General features: G+C 67.7%; 19 protein-coding genes. 13 read left to right on the plus strand and 6 right to left on the minus strand.

Going from position 1 to position 20,618, the window contains the following annotated elements; genetic code table 11:
• Positions 1 to 297 precede the first annotated feature (297 nt).
• Entirely contained in the window at positions 298 to 975 is a 678-nt protein-coding gene (locus BJ970_RS39415) for an endonuclease domain-containing protein (RefSeq protein WP_184726247.1), read from the plus strand.
• Between the two features lie 84 nt (positions 976 to 1,059).
• On the opposite strand, the gene BJ970_RS11485 is transcribed toward BJ970_RS39415, so the two are convergent.
• Both BJ970_RS11485 and eccE read right to left on the minus strand, forming a co-directional pair.
• Positions 1,060 to 1,791 (minus strand): hypothetical protein, encoded by a 732-nt coding sequence (locus BJ970_RS11485; protein ID WP_184726248.1) that lies wholly within the window; start codon positions 1,789 to 1,791, stop codon positions 1,060 to 1,062.
• The gene (gene eccE / locus BJ970_RS11490) at positions 1,788 to 3,092 is read right to left on the minus strand and encodes a type VII secretion protein EccE (RefSeq protein ID WP_221467116.1); all 1,305 of its coding nucleotides are present in this window, start codon (positions 3,090 to 3,092) and stop codon (positions 1,788 to 1,790) included. Before eccE ends, BJ970_RS11485 begins: the two co-directional genes overlap by 4 nt.
• Positions 3,093 to 3,267: 175 nt before the next feature.
• Here eccE and eccB point away from each other — a divergent pair, with 175 nt between their 5' ends.
• The 3 genes from eccB to BJ970_RS11505 all read left to right on the plus strand — a co-directional run bounded on the left by eccB (position 3,268) and on the right by BJ970_RS11505 (position 6,594).
• Positions 3,268 to 4,854, plus strand: a complete 1,587-nt coding sequence (eccB, locus tag BJ970_RS11495; protein WP_184726249.1) for a type VII secretion protein EccB — start codon at positions 3,268 to 3,270, stop codon at positions 4,852 to 4,854.
• A 157-nt stretch (positions 4,855 to 5,011) separates the two neighbouring features.
• Positions 5,012 to 5,323 carry a hypothetical protein gene (locus BJ970_RS11500; protein WP_184726250.1) on the plus strand — a complete coding sequence of 104 codons (312 nt, stop codon included), beginning with the start codon at positions 5,012 to 5,014 and terminating at the stop codon, positions 5,321 to 5,323.
• A 2-nt stretch (positions 5,324 to 5,325) separates the two neighbouring features.
• Positions 5,326 to 6,594 (plus strand): WXG100 family type VII secretion target, encoded by a 1,269-nt coding sequence (locus BJ970_RS11505; RefSeq protein ID WP_184726251.1) that lies wholly within the window; start codon positions 5,326 to 5,328, stop codon positions 6,592 to 6,594.
• 176 nt (positions 6,595 to 6,770) lie between these two features.
• Here the strand turns inward: BJ970_RS11505 and mycP are convergent, their stop codons facing one another.
• Entirely contained in the window at positions 6,771 to 8,174 is a 1,404-nt protein-coding gene (gene mycP / locus BJ970_RS11510) for a type VII secretion-associated serine protease mycosin (protein ID WP_184729033.1), read from the minus strand.
• A gap of 11 nt (positions 8,175 to 8,185) precedes the next feature.
• A complete protein-coding gene (eccD, locus tag BJ970_RS11515) occupies positions 8,186 to 9,622 on the minus strand; it encodes a type VII secretion integral membrane protein EccD (RefSeq protein WP_184726252.1) in 1,437 nt (478 codons plus the stop codon).
• Between the two features lie 291 nt (positions 9,623 to 9,913).
• Between eccD and eccCa the strand changes: the two genes are divergently transcribed.
• Positions 9,914 to 14,017, plus strand: coding sequence for a type VII secretion protein EccCa (eccCa, locus tag BJ970_RS11520; protein ID WP_184726253.1), 4,104 nt, complete (start codon positions 9,914 to 9,916; stop codon positions 14,015 to 14,017).
• A gap of 176 nt (positions 14,018 to 14,193) precedes the next feature.
• Here the strand turns inward: eccCa and BJ970_RS11525 are convergent, their stop codons facing one another.
• Both BJ970_RS11525 and BJ970_RS11530 read right to left on the minus strand, forming a co-directional pair.
• Positions 14,194 to 14,499 carry a hypothetical protein gene (locus tag BJ970_RS11525; RefSeq protein ID WP_184726254.1) on the minus strand — a complete coding sequence of 102 codons (306 nt, stop codon included), beginning with the start codon at positions 14,497 to 14,499 and terminating at the stop codon, positions 14,194 to 14,196.
• Between the two features lie 63 nt (positions 14,500 to 14,562).
• Positions 14,563 to 14,775, minus strand: coding sequence for an HC3 family zinc finger protein (locus BJ970_RS11530; protein ID WP_184726255.1), 213 nt, complete (start codon positions 14,773 to 14,775; stop codon positions 14,563 to 14,565).
• Positions 14,776 to 14,886: 111 nt separating this feature from the next.
• Here BJ970_RS11530 and BJ970_RS11535 point away from each other — a divergent pair, with 111 nt between their 5' ends.
• From BJ970_RS11535 to rpsI, 8 genes are all read left to right on the plus strand, one after another.
• Positions 14,887 to 15,729 (plus strand): helix-turn-helix domain-containing protein, encoded by an 843-nt coding sequence (locus BJ970_RS11535; protein WP_184726256.1) that lies wholly within the window; start codon positions 14,887 to 14,889, stop codon positions 15,727 to 15,729.
• A complete protein-coding gene (locus BJ970_RS11540) occupies positions 15,726 to 15,908 on the plus strand; it encodes a DUF397 domain-containing protein (RefSeq protein WP_184726257.1) in 183 nt (60 codons plus the stop codon). Before BJ970_RS11535 ends, BJ970_RS11540 begins: the two co-directional genes overlap by 4 nt.
• Positions 15,909 to 16,128: 220 nt before the next feature.
• On the plus strand, positions 16,129 to 17,949 hold the full coding sequence (locus BJ970_RS11545) for a type VII secretion-associated protein (RefSeq protein ID WP_184726258.1): 1,821 nt from the start codon (positions 16,129 to 16,131) through the stop codon (positions 17,947 to 17,949).
• 65 nt (positions 17,950 to 18,014) lie between these two features.
• A complete protein-coding gene (locus BJ970_RS11550; RefSeq protein WP_184726259.1) occupies positions 18,015 to 18,365 on the plus strand; it encodes a hypothetical protein in 351 nt (116 codons plus the stop codon).
• A 140-nt stretch (positions 18,366 to 18,505) separates the two neighbouring features.
• A complete protein-coding gene (locus BJ970_RS11555; RefSeq protein WP_184726260.1) occupies positions 18,506 to 18,817 on the plus strand; it encodes a WXG100 family type VII secretion target in 312 nt (103 codons plus the stop codon).
• A gap of 62 nt (positions 18,818 to 18,879) precedes the next feature.
• Positions 18,880 to 19,170 (plus strand): WXG100 family type VII secretion target, encoded by a 291-nt coding sequence (locus BJ970_RS11560; RefSeq protein ID WP_184726261.1) that lies wholly within the window; start codon positions 18,880 to 18,882, stop codon positions 19,168 to 19,170.
• Between the two features lie 371 nt (positions 19,171 to 19,541).
• The gene (rplM, locus tag BJ970_RS11565) at positions 19,542 to 19,988 is read left to right on the plus strand and encodes a 50S ribosomal protein L13 (protein ID WP_184726262.1); all 447 of its coding nucleotides are present in this window, start codon (positions 19,542 to 19,544) and stop codon (positions 19,986 to 19,988) included.
• Complete coding sequence (gene rpsI, locus BJ970_RS11570) at positions 19,985 to 20,512, plus strand: 30S ribosomal protein S9 (RefSeq protein WP_312864214.1); 528 nt, start codon at positions 19,985 to 19,987, stop codon at positions 20,510 to 20,512. Before rplM ends, rpsI begins: the two co-directional genes overlap by 4 nt.
• Positions 20,513 to 20,618 lie beyond the last annotated feature (106 nt).

Genomic DNA, 20,618 nt, shown 5'->3' on the forward strand with positions numbered 1-20,618 from the left:
GCAGGGTGGTCGCGAACGATCCACAGTGGCCTGTGTTATCCACGGATTCCCGATACCGTCTTGTACCCGGGGTGACCAATTGAGAACCCTGGGTTCATGGTTACCAACGTGCGTGCCATCGGTACGTGTCCCGGCATTTTCACCCGGGTCGAAGCGCTCCAAGCCGGGTTGACCGATGATGATCTGAGGAAATCTGAGTATCGCCGGGTGATCCACGGCGTTTACCGAACGGCGGAAACGGCCCTCACGCATGAGCTCCGATGTCGGGCTGCAGCCATGAAACTTCCGCCAGGAGCAGTGATCACGGGCAAATCGGCGGCGACCCTACATGGCGTCCCGGTGGCCCGACCGCAGGACCCGGTTGAGGTCCTCATCAAGGGCTGCAAACGGCTGCACGGCATACGGAGTTGGGCCGTGCGGCACTACGGGTTCGAGAGCACTCCGTGGTTCGGCATCCGTCTCGCGACGTTGGAGCGGACCGCACTCGACCTGCTCATGCGAAACGGACTCCACCAGGCGGTCGGGCTTTGCGATGCGTTGTTGCACGCCGGGCTGATCGACGAGGAAACGATCGGGAAGTACATGGTGGGGAGACATGACCACGGAATCCGCCGGGCGCGACGGGCATTCGGATTCCTGGATCGTCGGGCCGAGTCGATACCCGAGTCGGTCCTTCGCGTCATGCTCGTGCTGGCTGGACTCAATCCGGTGCCGCAGTTAAAGATTCCCGGTGAGACCGGCTCGATGCTCCGGGGGGACCTGGGATTCGAGGAGGCGAAGGTGCTGGTCGAGTACGACGGCGCTTGGCATGCGGACCCCGAGCAGTTCTACCGGGATCAACAGCGGCTTCGGTGGCTGCGGGCCAACGGCTGGCACGTCATCGTGGTCACGGCCGAGGATCTTGCGAAGGCGCCGCGCCGGATTGTGGAGGAGGTCAAGGCTGCGGTCTCGAGCCGGAAACCCAAGTTTGCCTAAAATTGGGACGCGAGACGCGCGGTACGCGACGGGGGTGGGGGTTCCGATTTTGCCTAAAATTGGGCCCCCCACCCTCGCCGCGGGTTAGTCGCCGCGGCGGATCGGGCCCAGGATTTCCTGCTCTTTCTTGTTCGTCACCAGCCGGATCATCCGCCACGTCATGTTGCCGAGGGCGATCACCTGGTCGTCCGCGAGCTGGGTGAGCTGCTGGACCTGGGGGCCCCGCAGACTCCAGATGCGCTGGGCGAGCTGGGCCTGGTTCAGCGGGAGACGCTGCAGCAGCACCAAATCCGCCGTGTTCGCCGCCGTGCCGCTGCTGACCTGCGGGTGCAGGTAGGGCAGCACGTACATGGTGGTCTGCCACGGCGCACGCGGCGGGAACAGCTCCTGCGGCACCGCGCCGCCATCGTGGATCACCAGCAGCGGACTGTCCTCAGAGGACCGTGGCAGGTCGAACGGCGCAAGCCGCCGGATCTGCGCCAGCGGCACCGGCTTGCCGTCCGGGGTCTGCCCGGCCGCCCGCTCCAGCATCTTCCACGCCGCCGGACGTCCGGTCGCGACGATCACCCAGGCGCCGGTGGCCATCGCACGCAGCGCGAGCTGCCGGGCGAGGTACAGGCCGCCGACGTTGACCATGCGGGTCGGGTGCGGGCGCAGCATCGAGGCGGCCTGCGCCTCGCCCTGCGGATCCGAACCGATGATGACGCCACCACGGTCGCCGGACGGGCTGATGGCGTCCAGGGTTTCCGGGGTGACCAGGAATTCCGGTGCCGCACCGCGGCTACCGGGCACATCGATCGTTCTGCTTCGGCTCATGCCGCACCTCCCAGCGGCAAAGTCGCCGCGTAACCCGCCAGTTGCGAGCCGCGCAGCGGGGTCAGGGTCAACCCGAGGTTGTGGCTGATCGCCTTCAACCGCTCGTCGGCGGCGTCCAGCTCGGAGGGCGTGCGGGCGCTGACCCGGACCAGGCCGCGCAGCCCGACCTCGCCTTCCTCGCCGACCGGCGAGACGGACAGCGCGATGCTGGTGGACAGCGCGCGGATACCGGTCAGCGCGTTGAGGCTGTCGTTCATCTGGTTCGGCCAGCCGGTGATGGCGTAGCTGGAGTGCCCGACCCCGCCGGCCGTCACGCCGTCCCACCGTTCCTTGAGCCCCACCGGGCGCTGCGAGCCGAGCACGTTGTGCAGCTCCGCCGAGGAAATCCCCGCTTGCAGCAGCTCGTCGGGGTCCAGCGGGCGGGTCGGCACGCCTTGCCGCTCCAACGCATTGCGCACTCGGGACAAGGCTCCGATGAGCGCCCGCTGCGCGCCGATGACACCGCCGCCGCGTTCGCCGATCGCCTTGGCGCAGCGCTGCGGGTCGAGGCGGACCGCGACCCAGGTGGTGCGCCTTGCGGCCGCGGGCAGCCGGCCCAGGACCTCAAGGTAGGAGTTCAGGGCCGGCGAATTCGACGGCAGCGCGGCGCTACCCGGGTAGCAGTGCCAGATGACCTGCACCGCGTCGAGCACCACGCCACGGTCTTCCAGGCACGGAACCAGCACGCCCAGCGGCAGGTTCGGCGCGTTGTCGACCGGGTTCAGCAGCGACGGCGTCGGCTCGACCATCAGCACCGCGGTCCATTTGCCGTTGTGCCAGGACATTCCGACCGGATTGCGGTCGTGGTCCTGCGTACGGGCGATCACCAGGTCCTCGACGACCAGCCGCAGCAGCGCGACCCGGTGGTTCTCGTCCGGGCCGATGATGCCGTCGCCGTCCTTGTCTTCGGCCGGTTCCATCGCGTCGACGTTGGCCGGGTGGGAAACCCGCGTGTGGTTACGGCCGCGGTATTCGAGTACCAGCCCGAACCACTGCGTGAACCACCGGCCGCGCCGCCGCAACAGCGCGAGGATGATCGCCAGCGCCGCCACTCCCGCGCTGACCGGCAGCAGCATCTGGTTGGCCAGGAAGAGGATCAGGCCGATGGCGAGGCCGACCTCGATGAGCACGATGTTGGCCGCAGGGATGCCGCCGAGCGTCACGCCGTTGATCCGTCGCCGACGCGCGCGAATTCGGGCGCGGGGCGGGTTGGCGGGCCCGGGAGCTTTCGGCTGGGCCGGATGTTGTGTAGGCACGGACATCCGTTCGGTCTCTCCCCCTCGCAGGTAGGTGCGGCGCAAGGCCCCGCTGGGACGCGTTCTGGAGGCAGCCGCGTGATGAGAATACTGACGGACTCGGTCGAACCGCACCCATTCGGTATCTCTCTGCGACTATCCTGCGAAACCGTACCTCGGACGGGAGAGCTGTAGGCGAAGAATGGCATCAACACCCACAACAAAGTCACAGGTTCAGGCGTATCGGTTCGTACTACGCCGCATGGAGTCGGCGCTGGTGCGAAAAGACGCGGTGATGCTCCACGATCCGATGGGCTCGCACAAGCGGGCCACGGTCGCGGGTGCCGTGCTTGCCGCCGTTGGCATGATCGGGTTCCTGGTGTGGGGCCTGTTCGGCGGCAAGGGTTCGGTGCCGGATCCAGGGTCGATCATCATCGCCAAGGAAAGCGGCAGCGTTTTCGTTGTCACTTCGGACCAGGACGCGCAGAAGCGACTGATCCCGATGCTGAACATGACCTCGGCGCGCTTGCTGGTCATGGCGCAGGGCGGTGCCCAGGGCAGTGGCCCGGTGCAGCCGACCGTGGTGAAGCAGTCCGCGCTCGGGGAATTCCCGCGCGGCGCAGTGACCGGAATGGTCAACGCGCCTACGTACTTGCCGGATGCGAGCAACGCTGCGGATCCGTTCTGGGCCATCTGCGATGTCGGGCAGGTCAAGGACACCCTCAACGATGCCCGGGTGGAGGCCGCGACGAAGGTGGAGAGCACGGTGATCGGGGGCGACGGCGCCCACGGCACCGAGCTCGCACCGAACCAGTCGCTGTTCGTCCGCGACCAGACTTCCGGGCAGGACTTCCTGATTTACCGGGTGAATGACCTGCCGGGTCGCGCCCACACGCAGACGGTGAAGTCGAGGGTGGACCGCACGCAGACCACCGTGATGGACATCTTCGGGCTCAACGGCAAGACGCCGCGGACGATCAGCACCAACATGCTGAACTCGATCCCGGAGGTTCCGGCGCTGCGGGTCCCCAACGTTGCGGGTTCGGGCCAGCTGTCGTACATGCCCCGCTACCAGGTCGGTGATGTGGTCAAGCGCACCGTCCCGGGGCAGCCCTTCCAGTACTTCCTGTTGCTGCAGAACGGAAAGCAGGAGATCCACGAGGGTGCGGCGGCCGTGCTGCACGCGTCGAAGTACAACAGCCAGGACATCCCGAACGCCACCGGTGCGGTCACGGATGCCCCGAAGGCGGACCCGAGCGAAGAGCTCAACCTCTCCAACTTCCCCATGGCCGTGCCTACGCCGGTGACCTTCCAGCAGGCCGACACTTCCTGCCTGAGCTGGAAGAACGTCAACGGTGACCAGAACATCACGGTGACCCTGAGCAAGGGCTCGCCGGCGGCGAAGGCGCCGGTCAAGCTGGCCCAGTACGACGGTGCCGGGCCGAACGTCGACTATTTCTACATGCCGGCCGGCAAGGCGGCGGTGGTGCGCGGGTCCTCGAACGAGGCCGGTGCGGACAGCGGCCCGATCTTCCTGGTGTCCGACCAGGGCGTGCAGTACGGCATCAAGGACGTCGCGACCGCGCAGGGCCTCGGGGTGATCCGGGGTGGCGGCGACATCAAGGCGGGACCGTCCTGGCTGATGCGGACGCTGCCGAGGGGCGACTTCCTCGACCCGGCGAACGCGAGCATGACCTACGACTCGGTTCCGGTGGCACCGGGCGGGGTGAACCGCCCGCCGCAGAACAAGCAGCAACAGCAGGCGGGAGCCGCCCAAGCAGGTAGCTGATGTCGTGAGCGGTGCTGGCCGCCGGAGCAGCCACGACCGCTTAAGACCGGGAACCGAATAGGTCGGCTCGAACGTCCGAGGAACAAGCGATCCGCCCGCAGCCCACGGTGAGCTGCGGGCGGATCGTCATCAGAGCGACCTACGTGGGAGGTGCCGGATGTCGGGGATCCGGATCGACGTCGAATGGCTGGCGACGTATGCGCGCGAGGTGCGCGCCGCCGGCGGGGAGATCACCAGCGCGCAGCCGGGTCTGATGGCTGCCGAACTCGCCCCGGAGGCATTCGGCCGGCTCGGCCGCGAGGCGGGCGCGGGCGAGGCGTACCAACGAATCTGCACCCTGCTGCTGGACCAGAACCGCCGTGCCGGCGAGACCTTGACCCGTGCCGGGGACGAACTGGGGCAGGTCGTGGATTTCCACGCCGGTGGCGATGACGACAGTGCCGCCGCGATGCGCAAGCAGGAGGCATGAGCATGTCGCGCACCAGTTCCGAGATGGCCGAACACCTCGACTACCTGTCCGGTATTGCCGACGAGCTGGACGTCGCGCACTGGATCCCCGCCGACCTCGCCGACCTGGTGGGACGCCAGGAGGATCTGCGCGCGGCCGCCCGGGTTTGGCGCACCGCCGCGGACGGCGTGGAGAACGCCTCGGCGGACGTGCAGGGCCGTCTGGGTGGCATCGATTCGGCTTGGCAGGGCCAGGATGCCGACGCGTTCCTCGCGCACATCCAGGAGGTGGGCCTGGCGGGCAACGACCTGGTCGACACGATGCACGGGCTGGCAGATGTGTTGGATCACACGGTCGATGCCGTGCAGGCGCAGTTGGGGGACTTGGGCGCGTTGGTCGCGGCAGCGGCGGATTCGGTGTCCGCTGCCCTGCTTGCGCCCACCGAGGGGCCTGCGCGGGCACGCAAGCACCTCGCGGATCTCGCCCAGCCCGCTCGCGAGCTCGAAGAGTCCATTTCGGACACTTACCGGGCGTTCGCGCGCTTCTGCGACGACGTGGTGGCGGGCCGGTCGGCCGGATCGGTCAAGTTCGACCGCCGGATGCCCGCGCAGTCTTGGGACTTCAACGTTCCCGAGCCGACAGCAGCGCCGGCCCCTGCCGAACCAGCCGGTGCGGGTGGCAGCGCCGACCGGGGCCGAGTTGCAGTTGCGGGTGGCGCTGCGACGGGTGTTTCCGGTGCGGCGCCCGGTGAAGGCGCAGAGAAGGAACTCACGCCGGGCGGCACCACGCGGGGCGGGGAGCCGTCGGAGATGCCACCCGCTGCCGGCGGCGCTGCGGTGGCCGGCGCCGCAGGCGGCGTGGCGGGCGGCGGGATGGTGGGCGGCATGGTGCCGATGGGCATGATGGGCATGATGGGTGGCGCCCAAGGCGCCGGCCAGGAGCGCAAGAACCAGTCGCGGTTCAAGTCCAAGCCGGCGGAACTGTTCGGCGCGCCGCCCGACGCGGCGCCGGCGGTCTTCGGCGCACCCCCGAAGGATGGGGCGCAGAACCCGGAACCGCCCAAGCCGACCAGCCCGCAGTCGCCGTCGACGCTTGGCATCCAGTCGGTCGTCGAGCCCGCCGCCCCGCGCCCCTCGATCGACGACGCCCTGCACCCGAAGCCGACGACCGGTGACGCCACAGGCTCGAAGTCGAGGTCAAGCGGGGCTTCGGTGGGCGATGCCTTGCCACCGAAGCCCAGAACCGGCACGGCATCCGTCGGCGACGCCCCGCCACCGAAGCGCCGAGACTAGGGCCGTGTCTGTGGGCTGACGGCAATTTCCGCGAAAACGTTGCCAGTCCCGCACCGAGATCTTCAATTTCGCGCGACAACGCCGGACCGGCCACGCGAGTCACCGGCAGCAGCTCCCGGTCGATGCGAAACGGCCCGGCGTCCATAGTGGACACCGGGCCGTTTCGCTCGAACTACTCAGCGGCTGCTGTTCTCGCGAGCTCGCGCTCGGACATTGCGGACCGCATTAGCCAAGAACGCGGTGAAGATGATTGCCGCGATGCCCGCTCCGGCGCCGCCCATCGCGACGATCAGGGCAGGGAAGTCCTTCTGCGGGATGACGTCGGCCTCCAGCTTCTTCGGCTTCGGCGGCGGAACCGCCTTGCCCCATTCGGCGGGCACCACGTCGCCCAGCGCCGCCGCCGGGTCGACCATGCCGTACCCGACGATGTCGTTGCGCCCGTTGATGCCGCCGGGGTGCAGGGCCGTCTCCTTGATCCGGTCCATGACCTGCTCGGCCGTGAGGTCCGGGAACTTCTGCTTGATCAGCACGGCCAGCCCCGATACGTACGGGGCGGCGAAGCTGGTGCCCTGGATGGGGCCCATCTGTCCGTTGTCCCCGGTGGCGATCTGGCTCGCCAGGCCGTTGCCGTTGACACCCGGGTCGAGGGCGATGAGGTTTTCGCCCGGCGCGGCAACGTCCACCCACGGGCCCGGTACGGTGAACTCGGACGGCGCACCAGCCTGGTTGACGGAGGCAACCGTGAGCACGTAGTCGTCGAACCAGGCGGGCAGCACTGCGGTCGTCGGGCTGCCGGACGGGTTCTTCTGGCAAGCCTCTCCGACGTTGCCGGCCGCGGCGACCACCACGACGCCTCTCTCGTAGGCGTATTTGACCGCGTTGTGCAGTTCCTGGTTGCCGGAGTCGCTGTAGTTGCTGGCTTGCGCGATCGACTGGCACGACGACTGCGAGATGTTGATGACGCTGACGCCCCGGTCCACCGCGATGTTGATGGCCTGCGCCATCGTTTCGGTGTTGCCGATCGTCTGGTTGGTCGCGTCGTCGACGAACAGCTTGGAGGACTGCCGGATGGAAAGGATCGAGGCGTCCGGCGCGACGCCCACGTAACCGGTTTGGCCGGTCGGGTCCGGGGCCGCCGCGATGATGCCGGCCACGATCGTGCCGTGCCCGTCGCAGTCCTTGTCCCCGCCCCCGTCACGGGCGACGCTGCTCCCGCCGTTCTGGACTTTGCCGCGCAGTCGCGGATGCGTCGCGTTCACGCCGGTGTCGATGACGCCGACGGTCTGCCCGCGGCCGGTCAAGTTCTGGTCGTGGGCCTGTTCGAAGCCGAGCACCAGCTGGCTCCACGGCTTCTCCTCGATCACGGAGTTGCCCGTGTTGCCCCGCATACACCCTTGCTTCTGCGGGAAGGGGAACGACTGCAGCGAATGACTGGCCTGTCTGGACGGATCTAACGGCGGCGGGCCGACGGTCTGCGCGACCGCGGGTGCGGTCGGTCCGCCCAGCGCGAGCGTGCCCACCGCGGCGCACAGCGCGAAACCGCGCAGCGCGCCGCGGGAGCGGGAGTAACTAGAGCGCATCACGCTGCCCCTCAGAAGTTGAGGTTGAGGTCGCGGATGTACATGTAGAGGTCCATCGCGGCCAGCGCCAGCGGCAGCACCAGTGCGATCAGGACGGCTTCCAGAAGGTCCACCATGCGGCGCTGCACGGGCGAGAACCGGCGGTGCGGGAACACCACACCGAAGATGATCGCCAGGATGCCGAGCAGCAGCAACGGCGGGAACACCCAGGCCACCGCCATCGGCATCTGCGCCACCTGCACCAGCAGTCCGACGCTGACGCCCAGAGACGAGAGCAGACCGCTGAGCAGCAGCGCGATCGCTTGGCTGCCGTTGGCGTAGTTGCGACCGCGCAGCAGCAGGACCGCCGAGACGACGATCGCGAACACGGCGCCCCAAATGCTGGCCGCGGCGGCCAGCATCGAGCCGAGCGCGGCGACCGCGCCGCAGCCGATGATCAGGCCGGTCATGTACTGGTGCGCCAGCCCGGTCTGCTTCTCGATCATCCGGTAGTCCGGGAAACCGGTGTCTTCCTTGAGATCCTCGGCGCTACCCGGCACGTGCGGCAGTGGCAGCTTGGCGAGCTGGATGGTGATGCGCGGCAGCAGCGAGATTCCGGCCAGGCCGACGGCCGCGGCGCCCGCGGCGATGCCCGCGGTGCTGGCGGCTTCCACCAGCGTCGCGACGAGGAAGGCAATGGTGCCGAACGCCGCCGCCGTGGCGGCCGCGATGAACGTCACGATGCCCGCGCCGATCACCATGATCGACACCGCTGCGAAGATCAGCATCAGCGCGCTGGCCAGCAACAGCCTCGGTTCGAGGGCGTTGCCCGGCACGATGTTGAAGCCCGCGACGAAGGCCATCGGCAGCCCGCCGGCAGCGGCGATCACCGTGCCGGTCGTGGGCGCCGCGTAGGCGCGGGTCACGATCGAGCCGACGCCGGTGGCGAAGATCGCCACCACTACCGCCGCGACGGCGGCCATGATCTGGTAGACGATCGGCGTCGTGCCTTGCAACTCGCGGTGCAGCATCCCGGCCGGACCGGCCAGTCCAAGCGCGACGGCCGCGCCGATGAGCGCCAGCGCTCCCGCGGTGTGCCCGATCCTGGCGGCGGTTTCCTTTGTCCACGGGCGATAACTGCCCGGCTGAGCTTCCGCGAGCGCGTCGACGACGTCGTCGTACAACGGCGGCGGCGGGTCGTCCGATCGCCGGCGCAGCTGCAGCATGTCGCCGTCCACGACGCCCTGCGAGGACAGCGTCTGGCTCGGGTCGAGGGGCTGACTCTCCCCGAGTTTGGCCAGGCACCAGCCGCCGTGCCGCGAACCGCCGTCCGGGGTGATCTCGCGGGCCATATCCAGCAGCATCGGCAGCAGGTCCGCTACCGACACGTCCGCGGGAAGCGCCAGGTCGATACGAGTTGTAGGCGCCACCACCGTCACGCGGCTGAACACCGTGGTCCCGGTCGCCACTTGGGCCCCCTACTCCCTGAGGTTGATTGCCTTGCATTCATATGTGTCGTCGGGCTCGATCCAACCAAGGCCGGTTTTTCTTCCGAAACCCACCCGCCCGGTCCAAGAGCGCCCCTAGTATGGCCACACCGACCGTCGAGGGGTGATGGGTTTGGTGGAACTCGTGCCAACGACTTCATATCTGGTTGGTCACGCTCGACTACCACCCCGCCGCCGGTGGGGCCGCAGCGGTACAGAATGCTGGCTGCGACATTCGAGAGCACGATTGATACGGAAAGGTTGTTGCGTCCGGTGAGCACGCTGCAGTTCAAGCGAACGCCACGCCTGGCCGCTCCCAGGCCACCGGGCGGGGAGGTGCACCTCGAACCACCGCCGGAGATTCCCCGGACGATTCCGGGCAACATCGTCCAGAAGGTGCTGCCGGGCGTCATGATCGTCGCCTCGCTGGGAATGATGGTCTTCATGCTCCAGCGGGCCAAGGACAACCCGATGATGATGATGATGCCGATGATGATGCTCATCTCAACTTTCGGGATGATGGCCGGCGGCGGCAAGGAAGGCGGCCAGAAGAAGGCCGAGATGGACGAGGACCGCAAGGATTATCTGCGGTACCTCGGGCAGATGCGCGACCGGGCGCGGGAGGCCGCCGACGAGCAGCGGCTGGCCCGGGAGTGGGTGCACCCCGACCCCCAGACCCTGTGGTCGCTGGCGGCCGGCAGCCGGCGAATGTGGGAACGACGCCCCAACGACAACGACTTCTGCCAGGTCCGGGTCGGCCGCGGTTCGCAGCGGCTGGAAACCCGCCTGGTGCCACCGCAAACCGGCCCGGTCGACGAGCTGGAGCCGATCACCACGCTCGCGCTGCGTCGTTTTGTGCGGGCGCACTCGCTGGTTCCGGACCTGCCGATCGCCACGTCGCTGCGCGGCTTCGCCGCCGTCGGCCTGCAGGGCGACCGGGAGATGGTCCGCGGCTTGGCCCGCGCGATCGTGTGCCAGCTGGCCACTTTCCACACCCCGGACGACGTGATGATCGCTGTCGCCAGCAGCGGGCGCGCGCGCACGGAGTGGGATTGGGTGAAGTGGCTGCCGCACGCCCAGCACCCGACCGAGACCGACGGCATTGGCCAGATGCGGCTGATGGCCGGTTCGCTGAGCGCCATCGAGCAGATGCTCTCCGAGCAGTTGGCCGAGCGACCCCGGTTCCAGCGCAACGCGGCCCCGCCGGATGGCCAGCCGCACATCGTGATCATCATCGACGACGCCGAGATCAGCCGCGAGGAGGCGCTCTTCGTCGAAGGCGGCCTGGCCGGCGTGACGATGATCGACCTGTCCGACCTGCTCGGCCAGCTCACCTCGCGCCGCGGCATGCGGATGGTCGTCGAGGAGGACCGCATCGGTGCCCGCGGCGGCACCGGCGTGGAGTGGTTCGGCAAGCCGGACTCGCTGACCATGGAAGAGGCCACCTCGCTGGCCCGCCAGCTGGCCCCGTACCGGGTGGCCGGTGGGTACTCGGCGGCGGACGCCGACAGCGGCGGCTACGAGCCGCTGACCACGCCGCTGAACTACATCGAGCAGTTGGGGCTGGCCGGTGACGTGGTCACCTTCGACCTCAACGAGGCGTGGCGGCCCCGGTCTCGCGATGACCTGTACCGCGTCGCGATCGGCCCCGGTGAGCAGGGCGAGATCGTGCACCTGGACATCAAGGAGACCGCGTCCGGCGGCATGGGCCCGCACGGGTTGTGCATCGGTTCGACCGGTTCCGGTAAGTCCGAGTTCCTGCGGACCATCGTGCTCGGCCTGATGGCCACCCACTCGTCGTCGATGCTCAACTTCGTGGTCGTCGACTTCAAGGGTGGTGCGACGTTCAACGGCTTCGAGCCCGCGCCGCACGTTTCGGCGAGCATCTCGAACCTGGAGGGCGACGGCTCACTGATCGACCGCATGCAGGACGCGCTGGCCGGTGAGATGAACCGCCGCCAGGAGGTCCTGAACAAGGCGGGCGCGAAGAACGTCTGGGACTACCGGAAGATGGGCGAGGCCGGCGACGAGCGTTGCCAGGAGCCGCTGCCCGCGCTGTTCGTGGTCATCGACGAGTTCTCCGAGCTGCTGTCTCAGCAGCCGGACTTCGCCGAGCTGTTCGTGATGATCGGTCGACTGGGTCGTTCGCTTCAGGTCCACCTGTTGCTGGCCTCCCAGCGGCTGGAAGAGGGCAAGCTGCGCGGCCTGGATACGCACCTGTCGTACCGGATCGGTCTGAAGACGTTCAACGCGGCGGACTCCCGCGCGGCCATCGGTGTGCCCGACGCGGCCGATCTGCCCGCGACCGGTGGTCACGGATATCTGAAGCACCCCAACGGCATGGAGCGGTTCCGCGCCGCGTTCGTGTCCGGCCACATGCACCAGACCAGTGGTCGTCGCCCCACGTTGAAGGGCGGCGCGTCGCCGGTCACCGGCGACAAGATGCCGCGGTTCTTCATCCCGGACTTCATCGAGAAGCCGCCGGAGCCGGAGAAGCCGGTCGTCGAGGAGGTCAAGGAGGAAAAGGACGACCTCGCGCCGACCGACTTCCAGATCATCATCGACAAGATCCGCGGCCAGGGCCCGCCCGCCCACCAGGTGTGGCTGCCGCCGCTGGACACACCGCCCACTTTGGACACTCTGTTGCCGCCGCTGCAGCAGACCGACGACCGCGGCTACACGGCGGCGGGCTTCGCGGGCAGCGGCCGGTTGCAGTTCCCGGTGGGCCTGATCGACGTGCCGTATCACCAGCGGCAGGATCCGATGACGCTGGACCTGAGCGGTCAGGGCGGGCACGGCGCGCTCGTCGGCGGTGTCGGCGCGGGCAAGTCGAACGCGGTCCGCGCGATGATCGCTTCGATGGCGCTGACCCACACCCCGCGGGAGGTGCAGTTCTACTGCATCGACCTCGGTGGTGGTTCGATCGCCGCGCTGCGCGGCCTGCCGCATGTGGGCGGTTACGGCACCCGGCGCGATCAGGACACCGTTCGGCGGACGATCGCGGAGCTCAAGACGATGCTGGCCGAGCGGGAAGCCCGGTTCCAGCAGCACGGCGTCGAGGGCATGAACGACTACCGCAACCGCAAGCGGCGCGGCGAGTTCGAGGATGACCTGTTCGGCGACGCGTTCCTGATCATCGATGGTTGGCGCACGTTCCGCGAAGAGTTCGAGTCGCTGGAACAGGATGTGCTGAACCTCGCGGCCAACGGTTTGGCCTACGGCGTGCACGTTTTCGTCACCGCCGCGCGTTGGGCGGAGATCCGCCCGGCGATGAAGGACCTGATGCAGACCCGCGTCGAGTTGCGGCTCGGTGACCCGAGCGAGTCGGAGATCGACCGCAAGTTCGCGGTGAAGGTCCCGCCGGGACGCCCCGGTCGCGGTATGCACGGCAGCAAGCTGCACTTCCTGACCGCCCTGCCCCGCGTGGACAGCGAGACCATCGGTGACCGCGTCGAGGCGGAGCACGAGCAGGTCAAGCGGGAGATCGACGAGGGCAAGCCGGTGCGCGCCCCGCGCATGGGCTGGGAGCTGTACAACGACGACGTTTCCGATGGCGTCGCCGACCTGGTCAACCGGGTCAAGAGCTCCTGGAAGGGCCGTCCGGCGCCGCAGGTCCGGCTGCTGCCGGAGTTGCTGCCGCACAACCAGCTGCCGCGTCCGGAGCAGCAGCCGAACCCGAAGCTGGTGCCGATCGGCATCAACGAGGACGGCCTGCACCCGGTGTACCTGGACTTCAGCGCCGAGCCGAACTTCTACGCGTTCGGCGAGCGGGAGTCCGGCAAGACGGCGTTGCTGCGCACCATTGTTTGCGGCATCACCGAGCGGTACACGCCGAAGGAAGCGCTGATCCTGCTGGTCGACTACCGGCGCAGCATGCTCGGGTTCCTCGACTCGGGGCACCTGCTGGAGTACGCGGTCAGCGCGGACCAGCTCAAGGGCAACGTCAAGGATGTCGTCGGGGCGTTGAAGAAGCGGTTGCCCGGACCGGACGTCACACAGGAGCAGTTGCGGAACCGCTCCTGGTGGAAGGGCCCGGAGTTGTTCGTCATCGTCGATGACTACGAGCTGGTGGCGCCGCAGGGCAACAACCCGCTGGCGCCGTTGGCGGAGTTCGTGCCGCAGGCCAGCGACGTGGGTCTGCACATCGTGCTGGTGCGCAACTCCGGCGGTGCCGGGCGCGCCCTGTACGAGCCGATCATCGGCAAGATGCGCGAAACGTCCGCGCCGGGTCTGGCGATGAGCGCGAACAAGGACGACGGTCAGCTGGTGGCCAACATCAAGTCGCGGCAGCTGCCGCCTGGTCGAGGCACCCTGGTCAGCCGCAGCCTGCGTGGCGGCCCGCAGATGATCCAGACGGCGTTCATCCAGCCGGAGTAACCGACCCCTCGCAAGGAAAAACCTCCCCCGGCTTCGGTCGGAGGGAGGTTTTTCGTTGCGAGGGTTGGTGGGCCGGTGCGGTGGGTCGGGAAGTCGCCGCATCGGCCCCGTCTGGGGGTGCACTGGGGTCGTGAGTGGGGACGGTGTTATTAGCGACTGTTCTCAGTCGCGCGGGTCTAGGTCCGCAGGTGGTGGCGGCCGGTGGGTTCGTCGGGGTCGGTGGTGGGGAACTCGGGTATGCCGGGACGTTCCGGTTGCGCGCGGTGTCCGGAGTGCGTGTCGCGTTGGGCTTGGACGTCCTTCTTGGCTTTGTTTTCGGCTTCGATGTCGGCGATGAGGTGCCAGACGGAGTAGGTGCCTTGTCCTGTGCCTGCGTGCTGTGCCGAGGAAAGCAGGAGCGAGCGCATCGGTGCCTGGCTGACCAGCAATGCGGCGATGAGCAGGTTGAACAGGACGAAGGTGCTGAGCTGGATCCAGAACATGACGGTCTGCCTTTGGTGGGGGGTGGGCGTTTTTCGCGCGGAATCGCACCGCAGTAGGGATCGTCAGGGGTGATTGGCGAGGGTGCGCGAGCAGCGCATGCAGGTGCCTTCGCGGATCCAGTCCATTTCGGACCTGTCGTGCAGCTCCGCCGCGTCCACCTCCGCGCCGCAGAACGCCGACACCGGTTCCCCGGCGGAAGTTTTCGTTGCGGCGATGGGAAAAGCGTGGCGGCCGCCGGTGACCGGACGCCAGACGTAGCTCGGGTACTCGCTCATAGGTTCTCCCTCCAAAGCCGTTTGGCAAATCTTGCCAAGATCTTGGCAAGATGCTCAACTACACAAAAGAGGGAGATCAAAAGGGTGGTCGGAGATCCGTAAGCTGTGCGCATGGCGGACACCCCACGGTCGCGAGCGCTTGCGAAAGAGCTTCGTGCTGCTCGGAAGGCCGCAGGTCTGACCCTGCACCAGCTCGGCGAAATCTTGGGCTGGTCCGAAGCGAAGATCAGTCGAATCGAAACCGCGCGACGTGGTGTCAAGGTCGACGCCGTCGAAGCGCTGCTCGATGTCCTGAACGTTCACGGTGAGGACCGCGAACGTCTCCTGAAGATGGCCCGCGATATCCACGAACCTGCGTGGTGGGAACTCGGGCGCGACCTCCCGCATCAGTTGACCGCACTTATCGACGCCGAGCAGCGTGCCAAACGGATTACCAACGTCTCGCTCGATCTGATTCCCGGTTTGTTGCAGACTCGCGCGTACACACGGCAGATCATGGAAGCTTCCGGCGTTGAGGACCCCGATCTTGAGGATCGGGTGTCGATTCGTCAAATGCGGCAGGGCATTCTGAGCAAGCGCGACCCTGTCGAACTGTGCACGTTCATCGACGAGACTGTGTTCACGAGGCCGGTCGGCGGACCGCGTGTCATGGCCGACCAACTTCGTCAAGTCCTGTCCGCGAGCGATGCGGCAAACGTGACCGTCCGAGTCCTTCCCCGCTCGCTGGGAGCTCATGCGGGTTTGAGCGGGGCGTTCGTGCTGTTCGAGTTCGTCAAGGCCCGTTCCGTGGTTTACCTGGAGGCGCGCAGGTCAGGCGCGTTCATCGACGCTCCGGATGACGTCGCCATGTTCTCGGACGCAGTGAATTTGTTGGATGTTCAGGCATCCGATCCGACTGCTTCGAGCGAGATACTGAACGAGTACGTGCAGCAGTACGAGAGTGAGGCGAGATGAAAGCCGAGTTAGGCGGATGGCGTAAATCCAGCCGGAGTGGCGCCGAAGGCGACTGCGTCGAGGTTGCCGTGGGATTCGAGTTGGTGGGGGTTCGGGATACCAAGGATCGGGATGGCGGCACCCTGGTGTTCCGCCGTTCGCAGTGGCGGTCTTTCGTCGCCGGGTTGCGTGGCGAGTGACGACGGATGGGTGAGGGGCAACTGTGACCCGGTCAGTTGGGCGTGCCGCCGCGCGCCCGCCGAATGGCGACATTCGGTGATGGGGGGGCTCGCGTTGCTAACCCGGTCAGGGGCAGACTGTTGGTGCGCTCGCACCCTTAGCATCTAGGGTGCTCGGGGGGAGTCGGCGCGCCGAGAGATCGCCGGAAATAGCGCTCCGGCGACGGTGAAGGAGTTCTGGGTGTCCCTGCACGTCTCGATCGACTTCGGCACATCGAGCACTTGCACGGTGGTGTCGGTCGGCGGTGCCGAACCACAGGTGGTAGTCATCGACGGGCAGCCGCTCGTGCCGTCCTCGGTATTCGCTGCGGCAGACGGCACGCTGTTCGTCGGGCACGAGGCCGAGCGGCAGGCCGCGGTGGACCCGGCTCGCTTCGAGCCGCACCCGAAGCGCCGCATCGACGAAGGCGAGCTGTTGCTGGGCAGCAGCGTGCTGAAGGTCGGCGACGTGATCCGGGCCGTGCTGCAACGCGCGGTCGGCGAGGCCCGCCGCTTCGCCGGTGGCGCGACCGTCGACCTGCTGGTGCTGACCCACCCGGCGGACTGGGGCACGGTGCGCACCGCCGAACTGCGGCAGGCCGCCACCGGTCTCGGCAAGGAAATCGTCATGGTGCCGGAACCCGTTGCGGCGGCGGTTTTCCACTCGGCCGGTCACGGCCTGCCCGACGGCGGCGCGCTGGCGGTGCTCGACCTCGGCGGCGGCACCGTGGACGCCAGCGTAGTGCGCAAGCAGGGGTCGTCCTTTCAGGTGCTGGCCACCCGCGGCGAACCGAACTTCGGCGGCGCGGACATCGACCAGGCGCTGCTGGATCACGTCGGCCAACTCGTCTCCGGCAGCGATTCCGAGGCGTGGCGCAGGCTCGTCGAGGGCCGCGACATGGCCGATCGCCGACGCCGCCGGGTGCTGCGGCAGGACATCCGCGGGGCCAAGGAAACCCTCTCCCGGCACACCTACACCGATGTGCCGCTGCCGCCGCCGTTCTCGGACGCGCACGTCACCCGCGTCGACCTAGAGGCGCTGATCGCCGGGCCGCTGGGCAAGGCCGCCGACCTGGTGCTGACCACCCTGCGCGAGGGCAAGGTACCTCGGCAGCAGCTGGCCGGGGTGTTCTTGGTCGGCGGGTCGAGCCGGATCCCCTTGGTGGCGCGGCTGATTCATGAGCGAAGCGGCGTGGTGCCGACCACTTTGGACCAGCCGGAAACCGTGGTGGCGCGCGGTGCGTTGCGCGCGGTGCGGCTGGATCCGGATCGCAGCGGCGGATTGGCGCCCGCCGGCGCCTGGGCCGGTGCCTCGACGGTGCGCGCCTACCCGGTCGTCGGCCCGCCTTCGGTTGGCCACCCGGTCGGCCCCGGCGGGACCGTCGGCGATTCGCTCAGCGGAGCCCGCACCGTCGTCATCGGCGGCAGCGATCCGACGATGCCGGTCGCGCGCAAGCGCCGTCGCCGCAAGGATCGCAAGCTGCCGTGGCTGATCGGCGCCGGCGCGGGCGTCGTGGTGGCCGCAGGAGTGGTCGCGACGCTGATCTTCACCAGCGGCGGCGAGCCGCGTGCCGAGCCCGACGATCCGGCCAGGCACGTCGCGCAGTACGACTACGAATTCTCCTACCCCGCGGACTGGAAGCAGGTCGGCGGCGACCCGCAGAAGTGGCAGACGCTGATCGGTCCCCAGGACGGCGCCCAGGGCTCGCTGGTCGCGATCGAGGAGGGCAAGCTCGGCTTCGACACCGACGCCGACCGGACCAGGGCGGTGCAGCAACTGCGCAGCGAGTACGAGAAACGCGTGGCCGCGGGCGAACAATTCTCGTTGTTCAACGCATCGACCAGTTTCGCCGGCCGGGACGTGGTGTACTACCGGGAACAACTGCCGGATACGACGGTCGAGTGGTACGTGCTGCACCAAGGGCAATTCCGGGTCAGCGTGGGCTGCAAGTACGGCGCCGTCGGCAAGGGCGATGTGGTGCGCGCCTGCGAACAGGTCATCGGTTCGGTCAAGGTTCGCTGAACCGGCGGTGAATTCGCTGCCGCGGAACGGCTTTCGCCCGCGAGGCTAGGACAGGGAGGCATGCCATGGCGGATCCAGCGGATTCCGTCCGAAGATTCCGGGCCGCGCTCGCCGACGCGGTCAGCCGCAGCGGGCGGGCCCGCGGCGAAGCGCACCAGCGAGCCGAGGATTTCCAAAGGAGCACAACGGAACTCGCCAGGAGCAAGTCGCCGGGGTCGGCCGTCGAATCGTCGCAGCGGGCCGCGGCGGCCGCCTACCGCATCCGGATGGGGCTGGAAATCGAGGAGTTCTCCGAAAACGAACCGAATGTGCGCCCGGCCACTGCTCCAAACGGTGCGGCGGCCGGGAATTCACCGGAGCAAACGCCTTCCGATGGCAGTGATCTCGACTTTTCGCAAGCGCGAATCATGCGCTGACCTGCGAGTTTCGCGCCCGGCGTTTACATCAGCAACGGGTTGCACAGAAATCCAGGACAACCTGGAACCGGACATGGCAATGTTTGCGTCGCAGGTACATCCGAACTTGATGTCACGAGTTTGAAGGGGGTCATCCAGAGATGGCTGGAATTGGTGCGGACACCGAGGCGATTCAGCAGGCGTCGGTGGACATCGACGAGGCTCGCAACTCCGTCGAGCAGGCGCTCCAGCAGTTGAGCGGCCAGCTGGAGGGGCCGGTCGCGAACTGGAAGGGCGCGGCCGCGGACGTGTTCCGCAAGCTGATGGAGCAGTACGAGGAGAGCGGCAAGAAGATCCTGCAGAAGCTCGACGAGCTGGGTCAGAACGTGCAGAGCTCCGGTCAGGACTACGCGCAGACCCAGGAGGAGCAGGCCCAGGAGATCTCCAAGATCACGAGCATGCTCGAAGGCTGAGCCCGAGCTTCGACGTCGCACATTCCGAAATCTTGACCATAGGTATTTCGAGGGGATAAGCAATGAGCGAGATTGCAGTCAACTTCGCCGAGCTCCAGCAGGCGTCCGACGACCTGCAGGCCGCCGCCCAGAAGATCCAGGGTGAGCTGGACGATCTGGAGGGCAAGATCCAGAAGCTCGTCTCCACCTGGGAGGGCGAGGCCGTGGCCGCGTACCAGGAGGCTCAGAAGACTTGGGACCAGGAAGCGGCTCGCATGCAGGAGACCGCCGCCAAGATGGGTATGGCCGTTGGTGCCGCCAACGAGTCGTTCCAGGCTGGTGAGAAGAAGAACGCCGGTCGCTTCGGTGGCTGAGCTCACCCGCTGAAAAGCGATCCGCGGCCCCGGCGAGCGCCGGGGCCGCGATGCTGTCCGGGGCCGCGCGGGTACCGCGCCCGGCATTAGCTATCCTGAGTCCGGCGATGTGCCAGGTCAGCAACCTCGGAGCAAATACCGAGGACCCGTTTTGACCGGGCCGGAAGCCACCAAGTACCCTCATTCTTTGTTGTGCGGTGCGCGGCTGCAGTTCGCGCCAGCGGATCGGATCTGCTGAATGTGGATCACGGTCCCGGCGGCGTTCTGGCGGACGGGCCGGTTCCCAGGGGAGTTCCTGCGGGAACCGACCGGCGTGATCGAGACGGGCTCCGCACTGACGATTCCGACGCGAACGACGACGAGGTAGATCCGTGCGCACGTACAGCCCGAAGCCCGGCGAGGTGACTCGCGCCTGGCATGTGATCGACGCCGAGGATGTGGTGCTCGGCCGGTTGGCAACTCAGGCCGCGACGCTGCTGCGCGGCAAGCACAAGCCGACCTACGCGCCGCACATCGACACCGGTGACTTCGTCGTCATCGTCAACGCCGAGAAGGTGGCCCTCACCGGTAACAAGCGCGAACAGGCGTTCCACTACCGGCACAGCGGTTACCCCGGTGGTCTGCGCAAGCAGTCCTTCGGGGAGGTGCTGCAGAAGCACCCCGAGCGGCTGCTCGAAAAGGCGATCAAGGGCATGTTGCCGAAGAACAAGCTCGGCCGCGCCATGGGCAAGAAGCTCAAGGTCTACGCCGGTCCGGAGCACCCGCACCAGGCCCAGAACCCGCAGCCGTTCGAGATCAACGCGAAGGTCGAGAAGTGACTGACGAACTTCAGCAGGAAGAGAACGTGACCCCGGCTCCGGAGGAGACCGCCGAGGCCGCGGTCGAGGAGACCACCCCCGCTGCGGTCGAGGAGACCGCCGAGGCGGCCGCCCCCGCCCCGCTCCCGGTGCCGACCGGTCGCCCGGTGCAGACCGTGGGTCGCCGCAAGGAAGCCGTCGTCCGGGTCCGGCTGGTGCCGGGCAGCGGTGGCTTCAAGCTCAACGGGAAGAGCCTGGAGAAGTACTTCCCGAACAAGGTCCACCAGCAGCTGATCAAGGAGCCGCTGGTCACCGTCGAGCGCGTGGAGAACTTCGACGTGCTGGCCACCCTGCGTGGCGGTGGCCCGTCCGGCCAGGCCGGTGCGCTGCGCATGGCGATCGCCCGTGCGCTGGTGGCCTACGACGCCGACGACCGCCCGGCGCTGAAGAAGGCCGGCATGCTCACCCGTGACGCGCGGGAGAAGGAGCGCAAGAAGTACGGCCTCAAGAAGGCACGCAAGGCGCCGCAGTACAGCAAGCGCTGACGTCTTTCCATACGATCTGCGGGAGCAGTCATTCGTCCACTGGGGACGGGGCTGCTCCCGCAGTCGTATGTGCTGCCAGGTCCCAAGGCATGACAAGAACTCATCG

The organism is Saccharopolyspora phatthalungensis (assembly GCF_014203395.1).
In the GTDB taxonomy this organism is placed as follows: Bacteria; Actinomycetota; Actinomycetes; order Mycobacteriales; family Pseudonocardiaceae; genus Saccharopolyspora; species Saccharopolyspora phatthalungensis.

What these genes read in the sequence shown, in the direction of transcription:
- BJ970_RS11485 (WP_184726248.1), bottom strand. Translation starts at nt 1,791, where the DNA reads ATGAGCCGAAGCAGAACGATCGATGTGCCCGGTAGCCGCGGTGCGGCA.
- eccE (WP_221467116.1), bottom strand. Translation starts at nt 3,092, where the DNA reads ATGTCCGTGCCTACACAACATCCGGCCCAGCCGAAAGCTCCCGGGCCC.
- eccB (WP_184726249.1), top strand. Translation starts at nt 3,268, where the DNA reads ATGGCATCAACACCCACAACAAAGTCACAGGTTCAGGCGTATCGGTTC.
- BJ970_RS11500 (WP_184726250.1), top strand. Translation starts at nt 5,012, where the DNA reads ATGTCGGGGATCCGGATCGACGTCGAATGGCTGGCGACGTATGCGCGC.
- BJ970_RS11505 (WP_184726251.1), top strand. Translation starts at nt 5,326, where the DNA reads ATGTCGCGCACCAGTTCCGAGATGGCCGAACACCTCGACTACCTGTCC.
- mycP (WP_184729033.1), bottom strand. Translation starts at nt 8,174, where the DNA reads ATGCGCTCTAGTTACTCCCGCTCCCGCGGCGCGCTGCGCGGTTTCGCG.
- BJ970_RS11525 (WP_184726254.1), bottom strand. Translation starts at nt 14,499, where the DNA reads ATGTTCTGGATCCAGCTCAGCACCTTCGTCCTGTTCAACCTGCTCATC.
- BJ970_RS11530 (WP_184726255.1), bottom strand. Translation starts at nt 14,775, where the DNA reads ATGAGCGAGTACCCGAGCTACGTCTGGCGTCCGGTCACCGGCGGCCGC.
- BJ970_RS11535 (WP_184726256.1), top strand. Translation starts at nt 14,887, where the DNA reads ATGGCGGACACCCCACGGTCGCGAGCGCTTGCGAAAGAGCTTCGTGCT.
- BJ970_RS11540 (WP_184726257.1), top strand. Translation starts at nt 15,726, where the DNA reads ATGAAAGCCGAGTTAGGCGGATGGCGTAAATCCAGCCGGAGTGGCGCC.
- BJ970_RS11550 (WP_184726259.1), top strand. Translation starts at nt 18,015, where the DNA reads ATGGCGGATCCAGCGGATTCCGTCCGAAGATTCCGGGCCGCGCTCGCC.
- BJ970_RS11555 (WP_184726260.1), top strand. Translation starts at nt 18,506, where the DNA reads ATGGCTGGAATTGGTGCGGACACCGAGGCGATTCAGCAGGCGTCGGTG.
- BJ970_RS11560 (WP_184726261.1), top strand. Translation starts at nt 18,880, where the DNA reads ATGAGCGAGATTGCAGTCAACTTCGCCGAGCTCCAGCAGGCGTCCGAC.